Raw genomic sequence first — 26,350 nt, 5'->3', positions numbered from 1 at the left:
AGTCAGGGACCAGGCATCGCCCGGCCCCCAGCTATAATAGTAAGTGACGTCAGCAATTATTTCGCGCCATCGCCCCCTGTTGGGGAGTAGGCTAAAAAACCCATCATATAAACCTCACAGGCCTTATAGTCGGTAAAAGCCATTTTCTTGATAGCCTCACGCGGCACCCCTGAGACCAAGGCAATCAGCAATCCCATACCGCTGAGCGAACCTGACTTGGTTTGCTCATCGTAGAATTGCTGTACTTGCAACAGTGTCGGTTCACTCAGCTCGACCACCTCGTAGGTGGTCTTGGTTGCGTCGTGTTGAATGGCTTTCACCAGTGAAATAGTTTTACTGCGCTCCAGTACAGTCATATCAATTCTCCGTCACCGAACCGCCTTCCCAGCTCACATCAACCGTGCCTTCAGTGCTGTCAACCACCAACGTGCTCACCGACCACATGCCACTACCAATAATGGTTTTGCCGTTCGCCAATTCACAGACAATATTGACATTGGTCTGGTCGTTAAAATCACTGATAGAGACCCCGCCACTGTCACGGATAGTGCAGGAAATGGACGGTGCCACCACGGTTTCTTTATAGCCATGTACCCCATCCATGCCCATGACAGTTTCACGTTTTACCTTTGAAGGGCTGTATTTGAACTGACCGGCCACCATAATAGTAATGCCATCAACGGTGACATAAGCCGTACCTGCCAGGCGGTTTGAAGTATCGCTCATAATTTATTTCCTTTTTTGTTAGTGCATTAAATGGCTAAGGGTTAAACAGCCGCTTGCAGACGGAATTGATTGAGAACCGCAAAGATACGCAACTGATTAATCAGCACGCCGGTCCACAACACATCAACACGATTTGGGTTACTGGCATTTTTCTCAACTATCAGGCCACGGGCGAAACCTTTGGCATCCTGAACATAGCCATTAAATTCCAGGGTCTGATACTGAGCAATCAGCTCGGCACGGATGGTATTTGGCGTGATGATGGCCGAGCCTGGTGCAAAACGGGTACCATCGGCAGCCAACTTCATGCGAGCAAACTTCGAGGTCACCTGAGTTCGTAGGTAGCGCGTGACAAACATCAATAAGAACAAGGTCTCAATTTGCAAATAACTATCATCCGCAGCACCGTATTTGTTGGTCTGATAAGTCGTAATGATATTTTCGATTTGAACTGTCCCGTCGTCCGCCACCGTCACGGTTGAAATACCGCTATGCAGCAAGTTATTCCGCTCAGTCAGGGTAAAACGGCTAGAAAGGGGCGCTGCCAATACACCACTTACTGCCAACGTTTGCAGTGGGCGGCCGGGATCATTACGCAAGCTTTGCGCAATAGCACCAACATACGCGGCTGACCACAGGTAAGCCGGTGTCGGCGAGTTATGGATCCCGAGCAATGAGGCATGTTGGTCATTACGCAGTTCACCGGCCGCGGTCAGTTGACCATAGGTGCCGGAGTGAGCCGCAAAGCTGTGGCCATACAGTTGCTGACTATAGCTCCAGCGCCCGGTGCTATCAGAAAGGAATGACTTGATGGCATCCAATGACGCGGTATCTGTGTAAGGGTTGATAATGAAATCGAAGGTACGATCCTGTAAGTTTGCCAGGCCACTTGCCAGTTCAGGCGCGCCTGCACCTCCAGCCATCGGAGTGATCGACCACACCAGACTCTCCGGTGTGGTCTCTCCACCGGCACTCCCCAGATAGTTCAAACGCAGATCGATATTGTTACCATGTGCTCCTTTGTTTTTGGCCGTTAGTACTACAACAGCGCCTTCCGATACACCATCACCAGTATGGGCAACAGTTACCGGTAATTCAGGTTTACTCTCGATTGCCGCCGCCAGCGCCAGAGCGATGGTATTGGCATCATCAGTCGGCACTACCGTGGTTTGTACACGAATACCGGCGATATACAGTGAGATAACACCGGTTGCTGATGCCGGGGTCGTCACGGTAATTTTACCGATGGCAGCAACCATAGCTTCAGAGTCGTGCAATGGTAGAAGATAGATTTCACCAGCGCTGTCATTGGCCAGATACGCTGCCATTTGCCCATGTAGCATTGAACCTGCACCACACAAACCGGCAACGGTGGCGACAGATGAAACCAGCAGCGGCACATTGACAGGCAAAGTGCTTTCCGTCAGGGTTTGCCCGATAATCAAAGTCCGTTGAGGGGTGCTCGCTGTGTTAGCTTGGGAATTATCAAACTCAGCAAAGAACAGTGGCGTACGCAGATTACTCGGGATATTAGTGAAAGGAATTGTCATAATTTTTTACTCTCCGTTGTTAACACTTAAAATGCAGGTTTCGCTGTTTTTACCGTAACCTGCACCACATCACCGTCTTGAATACGACGGTGCCAAAATGGGTTATCAGGAACCTCTGCGCCAGATTCAGGCAAAAAGGTGCCCTTGACCGGGTCACGCACTGCGCGGCCAGTCATCGGTTTTACAAACATAGGGTTACTCCGAAAGGGTGATGGCGATCAGCGGGTCTGTGGTGCCATCAGGCATATCAATCGCAATGTCGATACCTGTCAGTGGCGTGGTTTCTACTGGGAAGAAGTCTTCCGGCCCTTGGTAATACTCGAGATCGAGTTCTACTTTCACTTCAGCAAAATGTTGCTCGCTGCTAGTATCGATACCCATCGTGGTACGCACTTTGGCAAATTGCTGAATCTGGCGAGTCAGTTCATAACTGTTAATCACTGCCCGTTGAATCTGTTCACACAAACGCTCAAGTGCCGCTGCCGCTTCCGTGACTCGATTTACCGCCTCACTTAGTTGGATATGCCCGCTAATGCGTAAGGTGGTCATGGTATTAAACTGCGGTACATTGCGGCCAATAGACTCTTTTACTTCAAGTGGTGTCTGTAACAAAATGGCCGGATAAGTGGTTACCGGCCATGCATCAGTTGAATAGATACGACCTTCCGCATCTGTTTTGCCCAATAATGCGGCAGCGGCCAGTTGCCTGATTTGTGCAGCATTCATAGGCTCACCTGATAAAAAATGAGATATCCGACCTTACTACCGGTCATAGTTATTCTCCTGGTAAATGGTTGCCCCGTTGGGGGATAAGCCTGTCGTCTCACGGCGAGAGTGGATTATCGATTTGGTTATTACGCCAACGAATGACCTCATCAAGCCGTCCTTTACAGAGGCGTAACTCTCGCTTGAGTGCCAACGCATATAAACTACTGTCACCCCATGTGGAACCAACAAATTCCGGGATTTCACACTGGGTCATCGCCGATTCAGGTGGCAATAACAAGGGGGATTTCACCACCTGAAGGGCTGGCTTATTCACGCAAGATACTAATGCCAGGCTCAGGCATACGGCTGACAGCGCAGTTGTCAGTTGCGGTTGCCGCCACAAAACGCTTGAGACGATCCTCAGTTTCATGTCGCAGTACCCTTTCATTTTCCAACTGCCGTGCGACGGCAACCCGATTAGCCGCATCGTTTAACTGATAGGCAGCGATGGTGTTATCCAATGTTTGATTAACAACTCGTTCAGCCTGTAACTCCGCATGCTCCTGCACCTGTTTGGCACTCAAGCGATAGGTATTGGCCATCAGCCCCATGAGTAATATCGCGAGCAACACCGTGGTGATGGCACGCCTGTTCATTTGCCCTCCCTGGCTTTCATTGCCGTCAGGTTCGGTGTCAGACAAAGTTCATGTTCAATCTCACGCCGATTAACCAAACCTTGCCAGCGCTTGCCACCCGCCATAATCCAGCGGCGCAACTCCCCGCATGCACCGGTTATATTTCCGCTATTGAGTTTCTTTAATAAGGTTGAGTGGATAAATGCGGTTTTACCGACGTTATAGGTAAATGAATAGAGCGCTGCGCGGGTGTAATCTCCCACAGGTACCTGTATCGCATCATCGACTGACTTTTTCACCACCCGTAAATCCTGCTGTAATAACGCATCACACTGTTGATCGCTATACAGTTTTCCCTGGATAATGTCGTTACCAGTGTGACCATCACACAGCGTCATGACGCCCACTACGTCGTTGTAGGCGATGTATTTACGTCCTTCAAAACCATCGTGCCCACCCAGCAATGTTCCGGCAATGGCAACTGCTCCACCGGCTGCGGCACCCAAAACTTTCTTACGCAGTGAAGGCGTCATGTCAGCTCTCCATTTTGTGTAGCGCGTCATTACATACCGCAATTGCGGCTGGAATATCGGCCACTGTTTTATTACGCAAAAAATCTCGTAGAATTTCTGTTCGTCTCTGCTCTTCTTTAATTATTGCGTCCTTTTCCCGTAAATTGACGTAATAAGTTTTGATGGTAAATATTACGCTAATAATAGTACCCAGAATAAAGATGTAATCCTGTAAACTCAGCGCTGAAAATAGAGCAAGCGATCCTGCCCACCAATACGGCAGTGGATTTTGTTCACTCATTTAATACCTCCCAAGCCGATACACTTGCGCGTATGACTAACAGAAAGAGGAAAGCCCCAACCATGCGGGGCTTTCCTCTTTCTTAATCAGTATGTAACGAACCAGTGATATCAGACTAATATACTTTTTGCGGACCGCGTTAGTGTTTTTTTATAAAAAATAGATTTATTTTTAATTAAATACATATCAACTAAAAAACAAAAAATCTCACCAAAGCGAGATTTTAAATTATGATAATTGCGTAACAAACTAACCAGTAATGTCAGACTAATACACTTTTTGCGGACCGCGTTAGTGTTTTTTCATAAATATGTAAATTCTCTATTAAAGGATCCATAGTTAATTTCACATTCAACATTGCCAGGCAGCCATCAACAAAGCCTTCCGCCATTTGCATATTAATTCGCACTAGTCTTTCATCTCTTTTCTGCTGACGAGCAATTGCTCGCTTGGATTGATTAAGCACATAGTGACGGATGATCAATTCATATTCATCTGGCCGGTATTGTTTTAATCGAGCAACGCAGCCATCGACAACCAGGCCGTCATCATCACAACAGGAGGCTTTACTCTTAGACGTATCAGGCAATAACCCCTTAAAGCCCGCAGCGATAGATGAATAATCCAGCCCGGAACTGTATCTTGCCCATACTCCCCAGCGCGCCAGGACTAATTGAATATCTCTCATGTTTTGGTTCTGCTGACTGTGGCTTTCGGTTTGTGTACCGTTTATTGAACTCATAAATAATTACTCCACAAAAGGCAGGGCACCGTGGTGACACCTCAGCCTATCGATTGCTCAACAACGGAAACCACCGTAAGTCTGGCCGCCGTCTTCTTGTGATAAACAGGAACAACCCATGCTACATATCTGGATAGCAGTGATGCATGCCAGTACGATCTCATACGTTTCCCTTATATATTTTGATTGATTATTACCGCAAGTGATTTTATAGTCAACACCGCAGATGATTGGATATTATTGCTAACGGTAATAAAATTGACTGATGAAAAAGAAGCCATTGACGCCAGAACAGTTAGACGACGCTAAGCGGCTGAAAGAGCTGTTTAATGCCAAGAAAAAAGAGCTGGGTATATCCCAAGAGTCTGTCGCGCACGAATTAGGGGTTGGGCAAAGTGCCGTAAACCAATTCCTTAACGGCATAAATCCGCTCAATGTGACCAACGCCGCCGCTTTTGCCAAAATACTCAATGAACCAATCAGTAGCTTTAGCCCTTCTCTGGCGAAAGAATTGGCCAAAATGGCCGAAAGTTTATCGATCTCGGCGCGTAATGGGCTAAATGATAAACCGGCCGGATCAGTTGCTAACAGCTATCCGTTAATCAGTTGGATAAGTGCAGGTAACTGGTATGAGGCAATAGAGCCTTATACGCTGCGTGATATTGAAATCTGGCCTGAATCGACCAAAAATGCCCATGACAACGCTTTTTGGCTCAGCGTTAAAGGAGACTCCATGACATCGCCTTCGGGGATCAGTTTTCCTGAAGGAATGATTATTCTGGTTGACCCGGAAAAAGAGCCGCTACCCGGTAATTTTGTTATTGCCAAACTGACTGATGATAACGAAGCAACATTTAAGAAACTCATTGTTGATGCTGGTGTTAAGTATTTGAAACCATTGAACCCCTCCTATCGATTAATCGAACTCAATGGCAACTGTAAGATACTGGGTGTGGTGGTTGATGCCCGCTGGCTGGAAATAAACTAGCCCCCATCTCGATAAACACCGATGCTCAGTTGTAGTTGGAAAAAATAAATCACTTGTATAAACAATCAGATAAGCACCCACACATAAAATAACCGCCAGTGATTCCCAACCTTAATCACCTGCGGTTATTTTATTGACGTTAAAAAATCAGTAATAGTCGTTTTCTCGCTTCAATCCGTGTAAAACAGCGTTGTCTGCCACTCGCCAGTGCTGTATATTAATACAGTATTTACTCATTCAGGAAAAAGCCATGCGTGTTGAATTGATTTATGACAAACGGAATGTCGCCGGCCTACCCAACGCCGCTGAAATGATTAAGGCAGAGTTAACCAAGCGGGTGCATCGGGTGTTTCCTGATGCTGAAGTTAAGGTTAAACCAATGCAAGCCAATGGCATCAATACTGATGCTAATAAACAAGAAAAATCAGTACTGAACCGGTTGGTTGAAGAAATGTTTGATGAAGCCGACGAATGGCTGGTTAATGAGTTTTGAAAACCATTTAGCCGGGTAATCAGGCCCGGCTCATATTAATGCATTATGTTGCTCTATTATTAATTAATAGTTTAATACTTTTAATTTTCTTTTAATCTTTATTTTAAAAAATTAATCTCCCGTCAATGTTAACTTTTGCCTTCGATTTTTAAAGGGATTAAAGGTTAATGATGGAAAAGAATAGATGGGTAAAGAGAGGTGTTGCTGTATTACCGCTGATTATCACCTGCCATACAGCAGTAGCCAGCTATCACTCAGATATAAACGATGGTCTAACGATTAGCTCCTCATTGGGATTATTGAATGCAGAATCACAAGAGTTTGTTTATCAGCCCCAATATAATGGTCGCAAGCTAAGCCAGATAGATTGGAAAGCGGAAAACACGCCTATTGTAAAAATGGATATATCATGGGATCTGTTATCACGGTTAACATTAACCGCGCGCGGATGGTCCACATTATCACCCGCTAAGGGGGTCATGGATGATTATGATTGGAAAACATTAGGGCAATCTAAGTGGACTGATTGGTCTCATCACGAAAAAACCAATTTAAATTATGCGAATGAAATCGATCTTAATGCAAAATTTTGGCTTTTAAAGCAAGAAAATTACCGTATTGGTATGATGGCCGGTTATCAGCGCAATAATAATAGCTGGACATCTTATGGTGGAAACTATAATTACAATAGTGGTAATAACCTATTTACAGGTTCCGATAGTGTTACCAACATTGGTTATAAGCAAAAGTTTGAAATGCCCTATCTTGGCTTAGCCGGGAGCTATCATTATCAAAAATTTGAGTTTAATACCTTGCTGAAATACAGCAGTTGGGTAAATGCCTATGGTGATGATGAACACTATTTACGTCAACTTTCATTTAAAGACAGCAGCAAAGGCTCTCGCTATTACGCAGTCGTGATTGATGCGGGCTACTACGTCACCGATAACACTAAATTATTTGTTGAAGCGTCCTGGAACAGGCATGCCGAAGGAAAAGGAGATACACAAATCATCGACACTGGTGCAGGTGTTTCTGCAAATGTAGCTAATAGCGCCGGCATTGCTCAACAAAATCAAACTATCACTATAGGTTTGCAGTATAAATTTTAATCTAACCCCCCTCTTATTACTGCCATCCCTCAGCATCAATGCAACCTGAAAACCACTGTTTTAGCTGCATTGATGCTAATTTTACCCTTTTGATGTCACTATTTTTTTCAACTTTATTTGAATTTTTACCTTCAAATGAAGCAGAAAGGAATAATCAAGCTTATGTTTTTATTGAATATAGATGTCAATAAAATCCACCTACTTTGTCACCGTTACATAAAGAAGTATTAACAATGGCGTATTAATTACAGTTTGTTACTGTGACACAGCTCAAGTTTATCTCTGCCAAGCCGTTACTTGAATCATGCCTTCCCTCTTATTTAGGACGCTCTATGCTTGATTCCATTCGTTCACGTATCTTGGCTGCCTGTATCATCATCGTGGCAGGCTCTCTGGCCATTAACACCTATTTTAACTACTCGGTTGCCAGTAAATATAACAATAGCGCCATAGATAATACCCTGACCGCCGTTACCGCCAGTCATGGTGTCGGGATCGCCGATTGGGTTGCCTCCAAAACACAAATGATTGTGTCACTAAAAGACAGCGCACTGACGGCAGACCCGACAGCGGCACTGCGACAAGTTGCAGCCGCAGGTAACTTCATCAACGTGTATATCGGTTACGCGAACAAAACCGCGATTTTTTCTAATCCCGATGGTATTCCAGCCGGCTACGACCCCACTGGGCGGCCATGGTATCTACAAGCGGTAAAAGCGGGCAAACCCGTGGTCACCCCACCCTATGTTGATGCTGGAACCAATCAGTTAGTGGTAACGTTCGCATTGCCGATTATTCAGGACGGCAGCGTTAAAGGGGTATTGGCCGCTGATGTCACCATGGACAGCGTGATTGCAAACGTGAAATCCATACACCCGACTGAAGACAGTTTTGGTATGTTAATCGATGCCGATGGCACCATTATCGCTCATCAAGATGCGAAACTAGCCCTTAAGCCACTGAGCGATATTGCGCCGACGCTGGACCTTAAAACACTGTTAACAGCAACTGAGCCTGTCGCTGCCAATATTGGCGATAACAGTAAATTGCTGCTGGCCCAAGCAGTACCAGGGACTCAATGGTTTACTGTTGTCGCCCTGGACAAAGCTCAAGCTACCACCGGCATGCGGTCGTTACTGACCACATCACTGGTGACACTGGTGATTATTATTTTAATCGCTGTTGTCATTATTAGCCTCATTACCAAACGTGCTCTGGCACCGCTGACTCATGTGCATAAAGCCATGGATGCTATCAGCTCCGGCTCAGAAGACTTAACTCAGCGGCTGCCGGTAGAAGGCCGTGATGAAGTGGCAAAAATAGCCCTTTCGTTCAACAATTTTGCCGACAAACTGAGTGTAGTCATGGCGCAAATCCGTGATACCAGCGAATCAGTACGGATTGCAGCCAATGAGATAGCGGCAGGCAATCAGGATCTGTCGGGCCGCACAGAGTCTGCCGCCGCCAGTTTGCAGCAAACCTCGGCGGCGTTGGAACAAATCTCGGCAACCGTGGCCCACTCCGCCAGCGCAGCGCGGCAGGCCAATACTGCGGTACTTTCGGCGGCTAACGATGCTTCACGTGGTGGCGAGGTGATAGCTAAAGTCATCACCACAATGGAATCGATTGAAGCGGCATCTGGCAAGATCGGCGATATCACCAGTGTGATCGACGGTATCGCTTTCCAAACCAATATTCTGGCACTTAACGCGGCGGTAGAAGCGGCACGCGCGGGTGAACAAGGACGCGGTTTTGCTGTGGTCGCAGGGGAAGTTCGTACATTGGCACAGCGCAGTGCACAGGCAGCGAAAGAGATCAAAACGCTGATCGAATCGACCGTCAGCAGTGTGGCATCTGGCTCCGGCCAGGTACGTCAAGCCAGTAATACCATGACCGAAATCGTCAGCAGCGTGTCGGATGTCACCACCATTATGTCTGAAATAACCAACGCAGCCGATGAACAAATGCGCGGCATTCACGAAATAAATAGTGCGGTCGCGCAATTGGATACCATGGTGCAACAAAATGCCGCATTGGTGCAGGAATCCACCGCAGCATCTGCGGCGTTACAAGCTCAGGCTGCTGATTTAACCAGTGCAGTGAATCAATTTAGGATCTAGTTCAGCATCGGTATACATAGATAAAATACCGATTGGTTTCAGTGGGTTGAAAATCACCCACTGAAACCCCCTACCCCAGCAATATTCGTGCACCAATTTTAATCGGTGCAAAATTGTCGTGTTTCATACCCGCTTCAGTTAATGCCTGCTTGAGTTGTTGTGGTGGTTCATCCAGTGGTTCGTCAGCCAGTTCAAACACCCCCCAATGAATCGGTACTGTCATCGGCTGCTGTAATTGTTTAAATAACTGCACCGACTGCTGTGGATCCATATGTTGGGCCTGCATAAACCACCGCGGAGCATAAGCACCAATGGGCAAGGCGGCATAATTGAATGGCCCTAACCTTTCGCCAATGGTTAACAGTTGCTGGCAATAACCTGTATCACCGGTAAAGTAAAAGTTAATATCATCACGCTTGACCACCCAACCAGACCACAAACTTTGGTTACGATCCCAGGGTGTACGCATGCTCCAATGCCGTGCCGGTACACAATGAAACTCAAATTCAGCTGCGAGGTGTTTATCCCACCAATCCAGTTCATGAACATGGCGAGCACCCTGCTGTAGTAACCAACTTTTTAACCCTAACGGTGCCAGAAAAATCAGCTTGGGGAAGCGGCGCAATAATTGGCTAATCGTTGTCACATCCAAATGGTCGTAATGGTTGTGAGAAATCACTACCACATCTATATGGGGTAACTCTTTTACACTGGCAGGTACCGGTGTTCTCCGTGCTGGCCCGTAAAAATTGAGCGGCGAGGCACGCCCGGAGAGTACCGGATCAAACAAAACCGTTTTCCCACTGACCCGCAATAACAGCGACGCATGGCCTAGCCACCACAACGCATCCTGCTGACCGCTAAAATCAGCCGCTTGCCACCAGTCAGTGACAAACTGCGCATATCCTTGCTGCGGCGGTTTTGGTAGCGACTGGCGTTTTCGCTCTTCACGCCAGCGCTTCAAATCTTGTGGATGATGAACAACCGGCTCCAGGTTCTGAAATCCAAACTCAGTGTGATGTGGCTTACTGGCATCATAATAGGGGTTTTTCTTTGCCATTCTACGTCCTTCACTGTCAGCCGCGATTGCAACCAACATTTATTCATGGGCTATGCCCGCAATAATTCGCCCTTTCACAAAAGTGATATTTTCACACTGTAAGCAATAGCGCTAATTCTAGTAATAGTCTTTCATTTTGCTGGTTAAAATCTTGCCACACGTGTCACGGTCATTATTGTCACAAAATGGCATTATCAATTATTCGCATTATCATGGATATTCTGTTTTTTGCTGAATACCACTCTGGCTACTAATTTGATTCATATCAATTTTTACTGTAATAGGCGCCTTTTCTGGCCGAAAAACCCTTTTTCGTGATCGAACACTCATTTTTATAAACGCCATACCTTTATAAAGAAAACGATTATCCATTATTAATGAAACATTGTTTTAATTTGAGGTGGCGGTAAAAATGAGTAAACAGATTTCAACAAGGCATACGCTGGCGTACGGGAGTGCCAACTTACTGGGAAGTGGGGCACTGGCAATCAGCGGAGCCTGGCTGATGTATTTCTACACCACCTTTTGCGGGCTATCAGTCGTAGAGGCTGCGACTATTTTCTCAATCGCCAGTATTCTTGATGCGATTAGTAATCCAGTAATGGGTTATATCACCGATAACTTCTATAACACCAGACTGGGCCGCATCTTTGGTCGTCGTCGCTTCTTTATCTTACTGGGGATCCCGCTGGTACTTGTCTATCCAATGTTATGGATGAGCGGTTTTGGCTTTTGGTATTACCTACTGACCTACGCGCTGTTTGAACTGATTTATACCTCCATCATGGTGCCATATGAAACATTGGCGACCGAGATGACCACCGATTTTGCCAAACGCTCCAAATTAACTGGTTCTAAAGCCATTTTCGGTAAAGTAGCAAACTTTTTGGCCGCTTTCATTCCCGGTCAGTTTATTGCCATTTACGGTAAAGATTCTGCAACCCCCTTCCTTTATACCGGTATCGCCTACGGTCTGATTATGTGCTGCGCGATGATCTGGCTTTATAGCTCATCATGGGAACGCCCTGCGAGCGAAGTGGTCCGTGAAACCACCAGCAGTTTCGGCCAGGCGCTGAAAAAGCTGTGTGTTGATATGGCGTCTACTTTCCATCTGCGCATTTTCCGCAAGCATCTGGGTATGTATCTGTTCGGCTTTGGCGCGGAGTGGTTATTCGCATCGGCATTTACCTACTTTATTATTTTTGGTTTAGGTCAAGATGCCGCACTGGTTTCTCAGCTCAATAGTTTCAGTTCAATAATGCAGTTGATTTCCACCGCCGTCTTTATCGGTATCTGCGTCAAAATGGGCTTTGCTCGCCGTTCCGCATCGCTCTGCAAGTAGTTATTGTCAGTGTGATTGCCTATGCTGCGCTCTATTTCACTGGCTGGTCGCAGACAACAACTGTGATTGTACTGTTCTGTATTACCGCAGTTTTCGGTTTAAGCACCGGGGGTATTTATTATATTCCGTGGACGGTTTATACCTTCCTGGCGGATGTGGACGAAGTATTGACCGGCCGTCGCCGTGAAGGGATCTACGCCGGAGCCATGACCTTTGCAGGTAAAATGGTACGTTCGATTATTGTTTTCGCCATGGGCTGGACATTAAGTCGCTTTGGTTTTGTCTCTGGGCAATCGAGCCAACCGGAAGTTGCCGTGCAAGCCATTGTAGGGGTATTTGCCATCGGCGTTATCGCTCTGGCACTGGTGGCTATCTACTACACCACCCAAATGAAACTGGACCGTAATAATCACAAAATCCTGCTAGAAGAGATTGAGCGGATTAAAGGTGGCGGTGCCATGGCAGATATTCCGGCCCATGCCAGAGCGGTTGCTGAAGAACTGACCGGCTGGAAATATGAACAGTGCTGGGGCAACAACCACCTTGGCATGAAAGAATCATCCAATGTGGCTCCAAAGCCTGTGACTGAAAGCTAATTGATTTTCGGTTTTAACCACAAAATGCATCGGCCAACACCGGTGCGTTTTTTATTACGTGGAATAACCTTATGATTCTGCAGAATTAACCGCAGAATTTCATTCGTTTGACGATATCCCGCTAGTGAGCAACTCGCGAGCCTAAATCACGATCCTGGGTTTCGCCGTGGATCAGATGTGTCAGTTCTTCAACACATTGAATCAGCCCATGTTCGATGCGGTAAAAAGCGATAACTTTCATCAAGACCCTTTGCCCGCTCTTTTTGACCACATCAACCAAGTGCACACTGGCAATCTGATCACCATCCGCAATCACTTTTTCCAGCGTGATGGTTCCACTCGCAAGTGTGCTTTTCAACACCTGCACATGGCGAATAAACGCCTCATAATCTAATTGATTACCATCAGCTTGCTGTTGATAATCGGTCGAAAAAAATGCAGCAACATCTTGAGTGCTATAGCTCGAGTCAGCCAAAGCAGTAAATACCTGTTGAAGAAATTGTTTTGCCTGTTGCGAATTCATCATGGTGACTCCGGTTATCCAGCGCCAATGCTGAGAATGCCAGACTAGCAATATCCTTGTGGCCTTGATAACGTATCTGAGTCATTCAATACGGTTTTTACGCCATGCAAGCTCATTTAATTGATCCTTCACAACTGATGCTGACAACGATGCCAGTATTGACCGTGGTACAGCGTCACGACAAGCTGGCGCGAATGACGCCGCCGCATCGCCACAGTGCGGGCCAATTATTAGCAGCAATAAATGGCTTGCTAACTATAGTCATACCCGAGGGTCAATGGGTGGTACCGGCAACACATGTGGTCTGGCTTCCCCCTCATCAACAGCACGGTTTCCGCTCGCACGGCCCTTTTCACGGCTGGAGTGTATATTTGCGCGAAGATGTCTGTGCATCTTTACCGCTACAGCCGCGAACGATGCAATTAAGTGGCTTATTACGAGAAACCGTAAATCGCGCAGCGCAATGGCCCCGAGGGGAATTACTTGAGAACCAGCAGCGGATTATGGCGGTGATGCTAGACGAAATTGCATCATTACCTGCCGAACCATTTGAATTACCAATGCCACAAGATCCACGGCTGATAAAAGTCGCGCATGGGTTACTGAGCGACCTGGCTAACAAACAGAGAATGGATCAATGGGCACACTGGGCAGGGATGTCACCCCGAACACTGGGCCGTCGTTTCATCGCAGAGACGGGCTATAGTTTTAGCCACTGGCGACAACGCGCACGTTTCATGCGCGCGCTAGAAATGCTGGCAGAGAAAATACCCGTGACCCATGTCGCGTTGGATGTCGGCTACGAAAACCTCAGCGCTTTTATTGATCAATTTCAGCGCGTTTTTGGCGTGACACCCGGCAAGTACTTCCCGGTAATGTAAATTATTCGTCTGTCTGAAAATTTCAGCATGTTTTATGCCAATATCCGATTACTATAAGCACACGACCACTTACTTTGTTTTTGAACATGGATAAAAGATTGTTGAAACATTTCACTGCCCCGCTACTGGCCGCTGCTCTATTCACTATTCCATTGCACAGCGATGCCAAGACAGAGCTTTTGACCTCACAAGTTGTTGATCAATATGCCGAACATATTTTCTATAACAGTGGTGCCATGGGAATGGCTCTGGTGGTTATTGATAACAATCAAGTGGTAAACCGTAGTTTTGGGGAAACCAAACCCGGTAACAACCTGCGTCCACGGCCAGACTCACTGATTCGCATTGCATCAATTACCAAGCTAATGACCAGTGAAGTGATGGTAAAACTGGCCGATGACGGCACGGTAAAATTGACCGATCCCCTGCGAAAATACGCACCTAAGGGCGCGCGAGTCCCTGCTTATAACGCAAAACAGCCGATTACCTTGCTGAATCTGGCCAGCCACACCAGTGGCCTGCCGCGCGAGCAACCCGGTGGCCCACAAAAAAGACCGGTGTTTACCTGGCCGACTAAAGATAACCGCTGGCAATGGATGAAGCAGGCCACGGTCACCGTGCCGCCTGGGGTTAAAGCCGCCTACTCCAATTTGGCCTACGACTTGCTGGCCGATGCGCTGTCACGGGCATCAGGCAAGCCTTATAGCAGTTTGCTGCGTGATAAAATCACCGCTCCGTTGGGGATGAAAAACACCACCCTGACCCCAACGGCAGAACAATGTAACCGTCTGATGGTCGGAGTAGGCAGTAGTCGTTGTGAAAACACCCTGGCGGCGGCGGGAAGTGGTGGGATTTACTCAACACCGGAAGATATGCAGCGTTGGATGCAGCAATTCTTAGCTTCTGATAACAGCGCGCGCAAAAGCTCAGCCAAACGTGAACAGGCGCTCTATTTCCAACGTCGTGATTTGGTGTCATTAAAAGGTATGGATGTTGCCGGTCAGGCAGACGCACTGGGGTTAGGCTGGGTCTACATGGCGCCTAATGCCGAACTACCAGGAATTATGCAAAAAACCGGTGGTGGCGGTGGGTTTATTACCTATATGGCGATGATTCCAGAAAAGAACATTGGGGTTTTCGTCGTGGTGACCCGTACCCAACTGACTAAATTTACTAATATGAGTGATGGCGTTAATCGATTAGTCGCTCAATTGGCGAAGAATAGTTAGCATCAGCTCAATTGCGGTGAACATAGGCCCGTTTTAGTTCCCAGCATTTTTCGATATATCGACCGAATCACAGCTCGGTGAGTATTCCTTCGGTATCAGATTGTTAGGTGACATATGCGGGCATTCGATGTCAGTTTGCCGCAAACCGCCCCAACACAGCACAACCCGCGGTGCTGGTAGGTAGCACCGGATCGGCGATGGGCAAACATACCTGCGCATAGATGTAGCCCGTCGCATCAATATGCTGCCGCTCAATGATGCTAACTCTCGGGCCGTGAGGAAGATAAGGCGCACAGTTGCGCCATAAAGGACGTGCCGTTCTGTGGCGGGGCCGCGTTAAAGAAATCACAAACAGTGGCCCCTACATCAGACAGCGTTGTGCGGTAACCAATCTCCCCTCCGGCAATTCCTGGTCGCCACACCAGTAAGGGCACATTCTCGCGAGTGTGATTACTATGCCCAATTGTCGGGTCATTACCGTGATCTGCCATCACCACCAGGCAATCATCCTGCTGCATTCGCCCCATCAAGATCGCCAGATTCTGATCCACTACCTGCAACCTTTCGGCGTAGCGCGCCACATCCTGTGCGTGACCCGCCAGATCGGTTTCCTGAATGTTAGTGCAGATAAATCCATCTCCTGGTTTTTGCAATTCCGCCAAGGTGATATCCATGATGGTCTGGGTATCGACCAGATTTTGATAGTTGGTACCGTGCGGATTGAGTGCGATATCGGCCACTTTGCCCACCAGCACCGTTGGAATACCAATATCATAGAGCTGCTGTGGAACTTGAACGCTGGCATCTACGCCATAGCCCAGATGTACGACCTGAAATCCTTGTTGATAAACCCCGGAGCGTGGTGCATTAATCCCGATATAACGACCCTGTTTCTCCTCTGCGGCAGCGAGTAGCTGCTCACTGCTCGCTAGCAAGCCACCAAAAGCAATCACCCGACCCACCTTCACACAGCTACGCACTATCTCACCAATGGCACGGACATCAGCAAACGAAATCGCACTCAGGTTAGCGCTGATGTTAAACACCTGTCCGAGATCCGCTTCCAGGTTATCGCCGACCGCCGCTGCCTGATTCACCAACAGATACTGCAAGCGGCTTCCCTGACGTTCGACACGCCAACCCGCCGCGACCAGTTTTTGCTCGACCTTATCGATCACCTCGGAAAACGGCATGCGCAGCGGTGACTGCGGGCGGGTACCCAGTATTTCCTGATGCCCCATAAAGGTGTCACCACCTTCGTGTTGCAGCGCTGCCCTGCCGTATACCGCCGTTAGCGAAGGTTTCATCACGTTCGGCGCGAACCCCAGAGCGTTGATGAGCCCCAATTGTTCAAGTGTCGGTAGACTCAATTGCGGAAAACGCTCCAGAATATGCCCACAAGTATTCGCACCGAGGTCCTGCGGCCTGACCTGAGGCACATCGGCCATGCTTCCTACACCAAAGCTGTCTATGACTACCACCACGAATTTACTCACCTTGCCCCCTGAATAACATTGCCGAGTCTGTCATACAGCGCTTCGAGTACTGGGTGACCAGACACAATAGCGAAAACCAGTGCCACATCGCTACGCGTGACGACAATCTGAGTACGGAAACTGACTTACCTGCACCGAATGACTTAGGTGCAAGGCCGGGAGACATAGCTTGCCGCTAGACTCCATCAGATTAAAAGCCTAATAATCATTTTTTTGAATATTTAACATGAAAGCAAAACTCACTGGCATTAACCTTTATGCGCCATCCACAAGCTGAACAGATTAGCTAATAAATACCCCTCTTCATTCGGGTGTAGGGCCAAATTAAACCGTGACAGCAGCGCCAAATGGATCTGTAAAATTTGTGGAAACGCGTCAGAGGCTCTGATTTCAGCCAACAATTCATCATCAAGCGGCCCAACTTCCTCACCACGGCGACTGCGCATTAATGCATTTGCCATATGCGTGAGCGCCATTTCCCCCTGCTCCGTGCGCACCGGCAGTGCCCATACCGTTTCCAACTGTGCGACAGCCTTTTTCATGCCATCGCAGATGTCCTTATCAATAACCCCTGCCTGATATAGCACGTTTAGCCGATTCTCCATACCGCCAACTCCCTTGATAGCTTTTAGTCATTGGGTTGCTGCCCGGCGTTCAACGCCCGTGCTGTGATCAGCCAACAATAATTGAATATAGATAACAAGCAGAGAACAGACAAAAAGAGAATGGGATCACAAAAAGAAATAACTCAGGAGGGGGCAGCAGAAAATCAGCAATGGCAGCAGTACAAAGGCAAAAACCCGCTATCTTATTCAGATAACGGGTTTTTAATTGGTGCCGGCACCAAGAGTCGAACTCGGGACCTACTGATTACAAGTCAGTTGCTCTACCAACTGAGCTATGCCGGCGAATTTTTTTGGAACGTTAGTACGTTTCCTTGGCGCGCAATATAGTATAACTCAGAACAAACAATCAAGCGTTATCAACAAATTATTTGTATCCCGCTTCATAAAACAACAGATTGATGAATAAATGAGCGTGGCAGTGATCATAATCGGATTCCCATCACCAATCGATACCTTTCTGCGCCTTAATTCCATGATCAAATGCATGCTTCACCGGTCGTAACTCACTAACGGTATCTGCCAGTGCGATAATTTCCCGGTGGCAGGCTCGCCCGGTGATGACCACACTTTGATGTACAGGCCGATTTTTTAACGCCGCCAACACCTCATCCAAGCTCAAATAACCGTAAGTGAGCATATAAGTGAGCTCATCCAAAACCACAAGATGGTAACCAGGGTCAGATAACATCCGCGCGCCCTGCTGCCACACTAGCCTGGCCGCTTGGATATCCGCCGCTTTATCTTGGGTATCCCAGGTAAAACCGGTTGCCATGATATGAAACTCGACTCCGTTACGCTCCAGCAGGTTACGTTCACCACACTCCCAGTCCCCCTTGATAAATTGAAGCACACCTACCCGCATATCATGGCCAACGGCTCTGGCTGCGGTTCCAAATGCGGCGGTGCTTTTCCCTTTGCCATTACCGGTAAATACAATAATGATCCCGCCGTTTTTTGTCGCGGCAGCAACCCGCTCCTCAACCTGTTGCTTAAGATGTTGCTGCCGCTGCTGATAGCGTTCTTCGTACATGGTGGTTTCCTCAGCACAACGTTATTTCTGACAACCGGCACAGGCCTTGATTTGAATTTGATCAAAGAATGAATTGCCTTTGTCATCAACGAGTATGAACGCCGGAAAATTCCTGACTTCCATCTTCCACACAGCTTCCATTCCCAACTCGGGATACTCAAGACATTCCAGACTTTCGATATACTCCTGTGCCAGAATGGCCGCAGAACCGCCGATACTGCCCAAATAGAAGCCACCGTGTTTATGGCATGATTCGGTGACTTGCTGGCTACGATTGCCTTTTGCCAACATGATTAAGCTGCCCCCCTGGGATTGAAACAGATCGACATAAGGATCCATGCGCCCTCCGGTGGTTGGCCCCATCGAGCCGGATACCAATTCATCCGGTTTTTTTGCAGGTCCGGCATAATAGACGGGATGATCTTTCATGTATTGAGGTAATGGCTGGTTCTGTTCCAAACGCTGTTGCAGCTTGGCATGCACAATATCGCGGGCAACAATTAACGGGCCATTGAGTGATACGCGGGTGGATACCGGGTAGAGTGAAAGCTGTTGACGAATTTCATCCATCGGGCGGTTAAGATCAATGTTAACTACCGCCCCTTCGTTATTAATCCGCAAATCTTCAGGAATATATCGCTCAGGGTGGCGTTCTAATTTCTCCAGCCATATGCCCTCTTTATTAATTTTGGCTTTAATGTTCCGATCAGAAGAACATGAAATTGCCATCCCTATCGGGCAAGAGCCACCATGACGCGGCAAGCGAATAACCCGAACATCATGTGCAAAATATTTGCCACCAAACTGAGCACCCAAGCCAAATTCACGTGAAGCTTGTAACAGATCCTCTTCCAGCGCCTTATCACGGAAAGCCTGACCGAACGCATTACCCGCGCCAGGTAAGTTATCGTAATATTTTGTCGAGGCGAGTTTGGCGGTCTTCAAGGTTAATTCAGCGGAGGTACCTCCTATAACAAAAGCAATATGATAAGGAGGACAAGCAGCCGTTCCCAGGCTCTTCATTTTCTCAATTAAAAAGGCTTTGAGTTTTGCCGGTTCCAACACCGCTTTTGTTTCCTGATAAAGCGCTGCTTTATTGGCGGAACCGCCGCCCTTATTCACAAACAAGAACGAATATTGCATACCCGAGGTAGCAAAAATATCAATTTGCCCAGGAAGATTGGTGCCGGTATTCACTTCGTTATACATATCTAACGCCGCATTTTGTGAATAGCGCAGATTATCTTGGCGGAAGGTGTTATAGATGCCGCGTGATAATGCTTCGGCATCATCAGTATTAGTCCAAACCCGTTGGCCTTTTTTCGCCACAATGGTGGATGTGCCCGTATCCTGGCAGTTCGGCAAAATACCTTTGGCTGAAATCTCCGAGTTTCTCAATAATTGCAATGCGACATATTTGTCATTTTCGCTCGCTTGCGGATCATGCAAAATGGCGGCAACTTGCTGCTGATGTGCTGGGCGCAGGAAGAATGAGGCATCATGGAACGCTTGCTGGGAGACTAATGTCAGCGCTTCAGGTTCAACTTTTAATACTTCGTTGCCATCAACCTCAATAGTGGAAACATACTTATCCGTTAACAAGTAATATTCTGTGCGGTCCTCAGACAGAGGGAAGAGATCTTGGTAGAAAAAATCATTTTTATACATTATTTTCACTCGATTAGCTGAATGGGAAATAGTAAGAAAATATCGCTGACCCTTTGTATTTAAAAAATCAAAGAATAAAAAAACCTCAGTAAGTCGCTGGTATCATCGTGCTATTATTAATAGAGTAAAATAAAAAGCAATTGTTCTATCTGCAACACATAATGCGTATTGGTGAATAACTCCAGCACAATATTTACAGCCGAAAAAGAAAGAAAAACCAAGATAATAGCCCATTAGAAATAGGCACACACCAAAAATGGCTGCGCTATGGTAATATGCCATAAAAATACGATAACTCAATTATCATCGTAAATTCAGAACACAACATTAATTTAATACCACACTCAAAACATATATTTTATTTTAAAAAATAAAATATAATTCTTTATCTGTCGCTTTAAAAAATTAATTAACCCATGCTCTTTTTAGCTCTTCCTCTTTAGATTTATCATGGAGCCAACGACTTAATTTTTGCAAGCTTCTCAACCCTCTTTTACCTTCTTTGTAGGTCAGTACAAAATGGTTTCCCGTGCTCATGGGTAAATCACATGGAATGACCATATCACCATTTTCCAAATCCTTGTGAATAGCAAATCGGGGCAATAACGCCATGCCAAGATTGGAGCGCACAGCAGAAATCAACATCGATAAAAGATCAAAACGCGGCCCCATTCGTACTTTAGGGCTATTAACGCCTGATAATGTAAACCAGTCATGCCACGAATCTAAACGAGTTGTTTGATGAAGCAACGTAAGTTCATCCATCAACTGCTCTGCAAGCATCACTTTTTTCTCATCCTGCCACAACATCCGGCTGCAGACAGGCACTAGCTCTTCTTCAAACAAGTGCTCATTTTCAGCCCACGGGCTACAGAAATCCTCACGCATAATTGCCGCATCGTATTTCAAATTTAGAAAATCAGCAGGCGTAGTCAGCGCCACTAAATTGAGGACAATCTCAGGATGCTTCTCATGAAAGTCACTGAGATTTGGAATGAGCCAATGTGTGCTAAATGTTGGTGTAACCGCCAGCTCCAACACTTGCTGAGTTGACTGGTAAGACATAATGCTTTGCGTATCTCTTTCCAGTTGCTCCAATGTATCTCTGACTAAACCAAGATAATAACGACCCGCATCATTGAGGAAAATTCGCTTACGGACATGGTGGAATAATGACACATTAAGTAGCTCCTCCAATGCTGTAATTTGACGGAAAACAGCACTTTGGGTTAACGCTAACTTTTCTGCCGCTCGCGTGTAGCTTTCATATTGAGCAACAGCTTCAAATGTCACTAATAAATCAGTTTTAGGAATTTTACACCGCATTATAGCTCACCCATTATTTCATAAAACACCGATTAAATAGTTGTGTGCACCTGGGCACAACTAATATTCAAATATTGATAGCGACGCTTCTTTTTTTGATTTTTAAAATACACATTTCTATTTAGATAGACATGGGTCTCCATCATTTTTGTGATAGCCTTCATAATTATCAATAGCAATATCATATTAAAGATAAAAAATAAGCGAATAAACCAAAACTATAACTAAGGACATTGCACATTTAAATATTGATGTTTTAGCGTTAACATAAATAAAATAAAATCATAATTTAATATAAAAATCATATAGTTATGAAATAAAACATCAAATGAGAAATATTTGAAAGAGATCATTCCATAAAATGATTAAATATTGGGAGCAAGGTCAAATATATAATCCCATATTTATGAATAATGATGCGGAGTTTAATAATCATATGCCGTTTTTATATAACGCATTTCTGGTGATTAATTTTTAATAAAATTATAAATCTTATCGGCCATAAAGGTTGCTCGAATGAGTAAAGGAAAAGTATTGTTAGTTGGGGCGGGACCGGGGGATGCATCTCTAATCACTGTAAAAGGATTGCTAGCCATTCGTGAAGCTCAAGTTATTGTGCATGACCGTCTGGTTAATCTTGAGTTAATTTCTCAAGCACCACCCCATTGCCAGATTATTAATGTGGGGAAAACCTCAAATCATCATCCAGTCCCACAAGAACAGATCAATCAAATCTTGGTCGAGCATGCCCTGGCGGGTAAAAATGTTGTTCGTCTTAAAGGAGGCGACCCTTATGTATTTGGCCGAGGTGGAGAAGAAGCCGAGGCACTTGCCCATGAAGAGATCCCTTTTGAGATAATTCCAGGTATCAGCTCAGCTATTGGCGGTTTAGCCTATGCCGGTATCCCCGTGACCCATCGGCACTACGCTTCCAGCTTTCATGTGGTCACCGGGCATATGTGTCAGGGAAATGAACCACAAAACTGGGATATTTTGGCCCAACTGGATGGGACGTTAATCGTATTAATGGGAATGACGCGACAAGAGGAGATCTGCCAACGCCTAATCGACGGAGGTAAATCACCCGACACCCCCGCCGCCGCCGTGATGTATGCCAGTCAGCACCGGCAAGAGATAGCAAAAGGGACACTGACCACGCTAAAAGATGAAATTGTACGTAAAAAATTACATGCCCCCGCACTGTTAGTGATTGGTCATGTCGTCAATCTTAGTGATGTTCTGGCTTTTACTGCCCACCAAATTGATATCAGTCATGAACCACTATTGCAGGCAATCTGAGTATGTTGTCAGCAATAGTTATTTGTTCCAGGGGGTCAGTAGTGCATAAGAGCGGCATTCAACCCGTCAGTTATATCAGGCATCCAGACCACATCTGGCCACAGGCTGTTTCTCATGGCTGAGGCCCGTTGCCCTGCCTCTTGTGGTGAACTGATCCAAGGGTGGATTTTGGGCGGAGAAAAACTTATCTCTTGCCCAATTAACTGGTTTAGCACCGTTTCAGTTACCGAAGGGGAACCGGGCTGGCGTGAACGACCACGTATGCGTCACATGGTCAGGCAAGTGTTGGCGCATTTTGGCGAGCCTGCCCAATATAGCGAGAATATATGCATTGCGTTTGAATCCACTATTCCTGTGGCTAAAGGATTAGCCAGTAGCACTGCCGATATTGCCGCAACAGCTATCGCGACCAGCCGCTTACTGGGCAAATCACTGAGTGACGAGTCACTGGCCAAACTCTGCGTAGCAGTTGAACCCACCGACAGCACGATATTTAAAGATCTCACCCTTTTTGATCACCAGACCGCGCAAAGTCATCATCCCTTTACCTGGCGACCCGACATCGACATTCTGCTACTTGAAAGTACACAAACGCTGTTAACCGAAGAGTTCCATAAACGAAATCACCAACCCTTGTTACTTAAACAGGCAGCCAACTTAGCCAATGCTATGCAACTGTTTCAACAGGCTAACGATACCCAGTGCCACTATCGTTTGGGCGAAGCCGCCACGCTAAGTGCCATCGCCAGTCAGTCAATACTGCCTAAGCCTGAATTTCATCAGTTACTGAATATCGTTGAGCGCAGCGGAATTTATGGTTTGAACGTCGCCCACAGTGGCAGCGTTATTGGTTTGCTGTTCAATCATCAACGACACGATCTAGACCGACTTATCAGCACACTGCATCAACCACAGATAATTAAGCACTATCCGCATATTCATATCGTCAAAATGGTGGCGGGTGGCGTGCGTTGATGAACATATTATTTTCGCAAACATCATTTGTTTTTAATATTCAGCTAATGTGATAATAACTCACCATTATTTTTAACATTATAACTCTCACATCTATAAAATATCTCATATTAATCCATTAAATATAGCCAATTAACAGAAAACAAAACTCAACCCTAGAAATATAAATATGACAAACATCACACAAACAGAATTAACCCATAACTTTTATATGGATCACACTTTCACTCTAAATAATCACATTCATTTTTAATTATATTTATAACCATGCATTAACAAAAAACAAATCACACAAACAACAAATTGATTTTAAAGGGTTTATTTAATTTTAACCGCCTGTTTAAAATAATTTATTTTACTTTTTTATTTTTTTCAAGATGTCCTGACAATAAATCAATTGTATTTAATTTGTTAGAAAAGCACATTGTAAGCCAGCCAATTCCCAGTGAATTGCCATCGATACCTGAAGAATAAAATAAATAATCTTGATTTACGCGTGGAGAGCTAAAAACATAAATTTAGCTCTCTACTCACAAAACCAATATACGGATCGTAATCTACATAGAGGACTTAACATGCAAAATCCAACAATTGTTATTGGCGTCATTGGTGCTGATTGCCATGCTGTTGGTAATAAGGTGCTAGACCGAGTGTTTACAGTGCACAACTTCAACGTCATCAATCTCGGAGTGATGGTGAGTCAGGATGAATATATTGATGCTGCCATTGAAACCGGTGCTCACGCCATTGTCATCTCCTCTATCTATGGGCACGGTGAAGTGGATTGTATTGGTATGCGTGAGAACTGCATTGAACGCGGAATTGGCGAAATCTTGCTGTATGTCGGCGGAAATTTGGTTATTGGTAAACATGCGTTCTCAGAAATTGAGTCAAAATTCAAAGAGATGGGATTCAACCGCGTCTTCGCACCCGACACTGATTTGGAATTAGTCTGTTCTTTAATGAAGGGCGATATTGAACATGCCATGCAACCAGAAGCAGCGGCTGGGGGCGTGCAATGATCACCGTTTCTATCGATATCGGCTCCACCTGGACAAAAGGGGCAGTGTTCGAGGTGGGAGATGATGACCATATTAATGTGAAGAATTATGCATTATCTCCTACTACGCCACACCATTTGGCTGAAGGATTTTTTTCGGTATTGAATAAGATCCTAAATGTTGCCGATGCACGCCCTTTATTAGCGTCAGGGCAGGTCAATATTGATTACTCCTCATCGGCCAAAGGCGGATTAGCGGTTGCTGCTATTGGGCTGGTGCCCAATATTACCCTCGAATCCGCCAAGGTCACCGCGCACTCTGCGGGGGCTAAAGTGTCACAACACTTCGCCTATAACCTGAATAAATCAGATGTACGGGCTTTAGAAGCATCACCGCCGGATATCCTGTTATTTACCGGTGGTACTGACGGCGGTGACTACGCTCATGGCCTGTCGAACGCAAAACTATTGGCTCAATCTAAATTGAAGTGCTCCATTATTTATGCCGGAAATCGCGACTTGCAAGATGACGTATTGGAGATCCTCGGGGATAAAGATTTAACCATTGTTAATAACGTGCTGCCCAATCTCGACAGCCCTAATCCGTTTGATGCGCGTAAAGCTATTTGCAACATTTTCCTTAAGAAGATTATTAGAGGGAAAGGTTTAGACGTCATCGTTGATCAAACGGGTGAAGACCCACTGCCTACGCCCTATTCAGTCTTCGAACTGGTGCAACAAATTCGCCAATACGTGCCCGATTGGGAAACATTCATGTTGATAGATATGGGGGGCGCCACCACCGATGTTTACTCCTCCTATAACAGTCATATGCTGCCCGACACCGTGATACACGGGATCCCAGAACCGCTGATTAAACGAACCGTCGAAGGTGACCTGGGGATGCGCGTTTCAGCGATGAATGCCGGCGAAACCGGTATGCCAATGATTGCTCATTACTTCTCACACCAACAAAGCCAAATTGATGCTTTTTATCGATATTTAACCCATATCACTGCACATCCGGGCTATTTACCCCGTAGCGACGAAGAAGTTGTTTTTGACCAATTGTTGGCTGGGATTTGTGTCGGATATGCCACTGAACGTCATGCGGGCAAAAAAACACAGGTTTGTACCTGTGCAGGCAATATTGACCTACAGGTCGGTCGCGACTTAAGCCTGGTTAAAAAGGTGATTGGCACTGGCGGGTGGCTATCCCGAGCAGAATCATTCGATATTCATAACTGGCTGAAATATCGCAATTTAGATGATGAGGGCAAGCAGGTTCTGCTCCCCGGCAAGTTTGAATATTACAGAGATACACAAGGTTTACTTCCCCTGCTCGCCAATGTCGCCCGTCGCTTTCCTAAAGCTGCCGCCCAAACTGGCGTTCGAATTCTGAACAAGTAAAA

At 46.1% G+C, this 26,350-nt stretch carries 27 protein-coding genes, 1 tRNA gene and 1 pseudogene; 11 read left to right on the top strand and 18 right to left on the bottom strand.

What is annotated here, in order from left to right; all coding sequences use genetic code 11:
- Window positions 1-56: 56 nt before the first annotated feature.
- The 10 genes from V1956_RS09945 to V1956_RS09900 all read right to left on the bottom strand — a co-directional run bounded on the left by V1956_RS09945 (window position 57) and on the right by V1956_RS09900 (window position 5,120).
- The gene (locus V1956_RS09945) at window positions 57-356 is read right to left on the bottom strand and encodes a phage tail assembly protein (RefSeq protein WP_042568283.1); all 300 of its coding nucleotides are present in this window, start codon (window positions 354-356) and stop codon (window positions 57-59) included.
- 1 nt (window position 357) lies between these two features.
- Window positions 358-726, bottom strand: coding sequence for a phage tail tube protein (locus V1956_RS09940; RefSeq protein WP_042568284.1), 369 nt, complete (start codon window positions 724-726; stop codon window positions 358-360).
- Window positions 727-767: 41 nt separating this feature from the next.
- Entirely contained in the window at window positions 768-2,276 is a 1,509-nt protein-coding gene (locus V1956_RS09935; RefSeq protein WP_442825062.1) for a phage tail sheath subtilisin-like domain-containing protein, read from the bottom strand.
- A 26-nt stretch (window positions 2,277-2,302) separates the two neighbouring features.
- Window positions 2,303-2,467 carry a DUF2635 domain-containing protein gene (locus tag V1956_RS09930; RefSeq protein ID WP_071843434.1) on the bottom strand — a complete coding sequence of 55 codons (165 nt, stop codon included), beginning with the start codon at window positions 2,465-2,467 and terminating at the stop codon, window positions 2,303-2,305.
- Window positions 2,468-2,471: 4 nt separating this feature from the next.
- Window positions 2,472-3,002, bottom strand: a complete 531-nt coding sequence (locus V1956_RS09925; RefSeq protein WP_420071830.1) for an ATP-binding protein — start codon at window positions 3,000-3,002, stop codon at window positions 2,472-2,474.
- Window positions 3,003-3,099: 97 nt separating this feature from the next.
- On the bottom strand, window positions 3,100-3,318 hold the full coding sequence (lysC, locus tag V1956_RS09920; RefSeq protein ID WP_372559419.1) for an Rz1-like lysis system protein LysC: 219 nt from the start codon (window positions 3,316-3,318) through the stop codon (window positions 3,100-3,102).
- On the bottom strand, window positions 3,311-3,640 hold the full coding sequence (locus V1956_RS09915) for a DUF2570 domain-containing protein (protein ID WP_420074934.1): 330 nt from the start codon (window positions 3,638-3,640) through the stop codon (window positions 3,311-3,313). The genes lysC and V1956_RS09915 overlap by 8 nt, the downstream gene beginning before the upstream one ends.
- Window positions 3,637-4,152, bottom strand: coding sequence for a lysozyme (locus V1956_RS09910; protein ID WP_372559420.1), 516 nt, complete (start codon window positions 4,150-4,152; stop codon window positions 3,637-3,639). The genes V1956_RS09915 and V1956_RS09910 overlap by 4 nt, the downstream gene beginning before the upstream one ends.
- 1 nt (window position 4,153) lies before the next feature.
- Complete coding sequence (locus V1956_RS09905; protein ID WP_083158327.1) at window positions 4,154-4,432, bottom strand: hypothetical protein; 279 nt, start codon at window positions 4,430-4,432, stop codon at window positions 4,154-4,156.
- Window positions 4,433-4,694: 262 nt separating this feature from the next.
- Window positions 4,695-5,120, bottom strand: a complete 426-nt coding sequence (locus V1956_RS09900) for an antiterminator Q family protein (RefSeq protein WP_372559924.1) — start codon at window positions 5,118-5,120, stop codon at window positions 4,695-4,697.
- Between the two features lie 319 nt (window positions 5,121-5,439).
- Here V1956_RS09900 and V1956_RS09895 point away from each other — a divergent pair, with 319 nt between their 5' ends.
- From V1956_RS09895 to V1956_RS09880, 4 genes are all read left to right on the top strand, one after another.
- Window positions 5,440-6,162 (top strand): LexA family protein, encoded by a 723-nt coding sequence (locus tag V1956_RS09895; protein ID WP_372559421.1) that lies wholly within the window; start codon window positions 5,440-5,442, stop codon window positions 6,160-6,162.
- A 250-nt stretch (window positions 6,163-6,412) separates the two neighbouring features.
- Entirely contained in the window at window positions 6,413-6,655 is a 243-nt protein-coding gene (locus V1956_RS09890) for a DinI family protein (protein ID WP_005190119.1), read from the top strand.
- Between the two features lie 167 nt (window positions 6,656-6,822).
- Window positions 6,823-7,767: an omptin family outer membrane protease gene (locus V1956_RS09885; RefSeq protein WP_372559422.1), complete on the top strand. Its 945-nt coding sequence runs from the start codon at window positions 6,823-6,825 to the stop codon at window positions 7,765-7,767.
- Window positions 7,768-8,099: 332 nt separating this feature from the next.
- Complete coding sequence (locus V1956_RS09880) at window positions 8,100-9,887, top strand: methyl-accepting chemotaxis protein (protein WP_372559423.1); 1,788 nt, start codon at window positions 8,100-8,102, stop codon at window positions 9,885-9,887.
- 70 nt (window positions 9,888-9,957) lie between these two features.
- Here V1956_RS09880 and V1956_RS09875 read toward each other — a convergent pair whose 3' ends face one another.
- The gene (locus tag V1956_RS09875; protein ID WP_083158322.1) at window positions 9,958-10,986 is read right to left on the bottom strand and encodes an MBL fold metallo-hydrolase; all 1,029 of its coding nucleotides are present in this window, start codon (window positions 10,984-10,986) and stop codon (window positions 9,958-9,960) included.
- Between the two features lie 373 nt (window positions 10,987-11,359).
- Here V1956_RS09875 and V1956_RS09870 point away from each other — a divergent pair.
- A pseudogene (locus V1956_RS09870) lies at window positions 11,360-12,885 on the top strand (MFS transporter).
- 121 nt (window positions 12,886-13,006) lie between these two features.
- On the opposite strand, the gene V1956_RS09865 reads toward V1956_RS09870, so the two are convergent.
- The gene (locus tag V1956_RS09865; RefSeq protein ID WP_372559425.1) at window positions 13,007-13,411 is read right to left on the bottom strand and encodes a nuclear transport factor 2 family protein; all 405 of its coding nucleotides are present in this window, start codon (window positions 13,409-13,411) and stop codon (window positions 13,007-13,009) included.
- Between the two features lie 101 nt (window positions 13,412-13,512).
- On the opposite strand from V1956_RS09865, the gene V1956_RS09860 reads away from it, so the two are divergent.
- Both V1956_RS09860 and ampH read left to right on the top strand, forming a co-directional pair.
- Complete coding sequence (locus V1956_RS09860; protein ID WP_420071930.1) at window positions 13,513-14,289, top strand: AraC family transcriptional regulator; 777 nt, start codon at window positions 13,513-13,515, stop codon at window positions 14,287-14,289.
- Window positions 14,290-14,375: 86 nt separating this feature from the next.
- Window positions 14,376-15,518 (top strand): D-alanyl-D-alanine-carboxypeptidase/endopeptidase AmpH, encoded by a 1,143-nt coding sequence (ampH, locus tag V1956_RS09855; protein ID WP_372559427.1) that lies wholly within the window; start codon window positions 14,376-14,378, stop codon window positions 15,516-15,518.
- 260 nt (window positions 15,519-15,778) lie between these two features.
- Here ampH and V1956_RS09850 read toward each other — a convergent pair whose 3' ends face one another.
- The 6 genes from V1956_RS09850 to V1956_RS09825 all read right to left on the bottom strand — a co-directional run bounded on the left by V1956_RS09850 (window position 15,779) and on the right by V1956_RS09825 (window position 21,664).
- The gene (locus V1956_RS09850) at window positions 15,779-17,014 is read right to left on the bottom strand and encodes a phosphopentomutase (protein WP_372559428.1); all 1,236 of its coding nucleotides are present in this window, start codon (window positions 17,012-17,014) and stop codon (window positions 15,779-15,781) included.
- Window positions 17,015-17,262: 248 nt separating this feature from the next.
- Window positions 17,263-17,619: a PRD domain-containing protein gene (locus V1956_RS09845; protein WP_420071932.1), complete on the bottom strand. Its 357-nt coding sequence runs from the start codon at window positions 17,617-17,619 to the stop codon at window positions 17,263-17,265.
- Between the two features lie 227 nt (window positions 17,620-17,846).
- Window positions 17,847-17,922: transfer RNA gene (locus tag V1956_RS09840), tRNA-Thr, on the bottom strand.
- Window positions 17,923-18,079: 157 nt separating this feature from the next.
- Window positions 18,080-18,670 (bottom strand): cob(I)yrinic acid a,c-diamide adenosyltransferase, encoded by a 591-nt coding sequence (gene cobO / locus V1956_RS09835; protein WP_420071933.1) that lies wholly within the window; start codon window positions 18,668-18,670, stop codon window positions 18,080-18,082.
- Window positions 18,671-18,691: 21 nt separating this feature from the next.
- The gene (locus V1956_RS09830; RefSeq protein ID WP_442825061.1) at window positions 18,692-20,338 is read right to left on the bottom strand and encodes a fumarate hydratase; all 1,647 of its coding nucleotides are present in this window, start codon (window positions 20,336-20,338) and stop codon (window positions 18,692-18,694) included.
- A gap of 405 nt (window positions 20,339-20,743) precedes the next feature.
- Window positions 20,744-21,664 carry a LysR family transcriptional regulator gene (locus tag V1956_RS09825; protein WP_083158314.1) on the bottom strand — a complete coding sequence of 307 codons (921 nt, stop codon included), beginning with the start codon at window positions 21,662-21,664 and terminating at the stop codon, window positions 20,744-20,746.
- Window positions 21,665-22,180: 516 nt separating this feature from the next.
- On the opposite strand from V1956_RS09825, the gene cobA reads away from it, so the two are divergent.
- From cobA to glmL, 4 genes are all read left to right on the top strand, one after another.
- Window positions 22,181-22,963: a uroporphyrinogen-III C-methyltransferase gene (cobA, locus tag V1956_RS09820; RefSeq protein WP_442825060.1), complete on the top strand. Its 783-nt coding sequence runs from the start codon at window positions 22,181-22,183 to the stop codon at window positions 22,961-22,963.
- Window positions 22,964-23,077: 114 nt separating this feature from the next.
- Window positions 23,078-23,938 carry a GHMP family kinase ATP-binding protein gene (locus tag V1956_RS09815; protein ID WP_442825059.1) on the top strand — a complete coding sequence of 287 codons (861 nt, stop codon included), beginning with the start codon at window positions 23,078-23,080 and terminating at the stop codon, window positions 23,936-23,938.
- Window positions 23,939-24,513: 575 nt separating this feature from the next.
- Window positions 24,514-24,960 (top strand): methylaspartate mutase subunit S, encoded by a 447-nt coding sequence (gene glmS, locus V1956_RS09810; RefSeq protein ID WP_372559435.1) that lies wholly within the window; start codon window positions 24,514-24,516, stop codon window positions 24,958-24,960.
- Window positions 24,957-26,348, top strand: a complete 1,392-nt coding sequence (glmL, locus tag V1956_RS09805) for a methylaspartate mutase accessory protein GlmL (protein WP_372559436.1) — start codon at window positions 24,957-24,959, stop codon at window positions 26,346-26,348. The genes glmS and glmL overlap by 4 nt, the downstream gene beginning before the upstream one ends.
- Window positions 26,349-26,350: the final 2 nt, after the last annotated feature.

The organism is Yersinia sp. 2540 StPb PI (assembly GCF_052217165.1).
In the GTDB taxonomy this organism is placed as follows: Bacteria; Pseudomonadota; Gammaproteobacteria; order Enterobacterales; family Enterobacteriaceae; genus Yersinia; species Yersinia enterocolitica_E.
The sequence above is the reverse complement of the archived record's forward strand: the minus strand, read 5'-3'. Positions and strand labels throughout refer to the sequence as shown.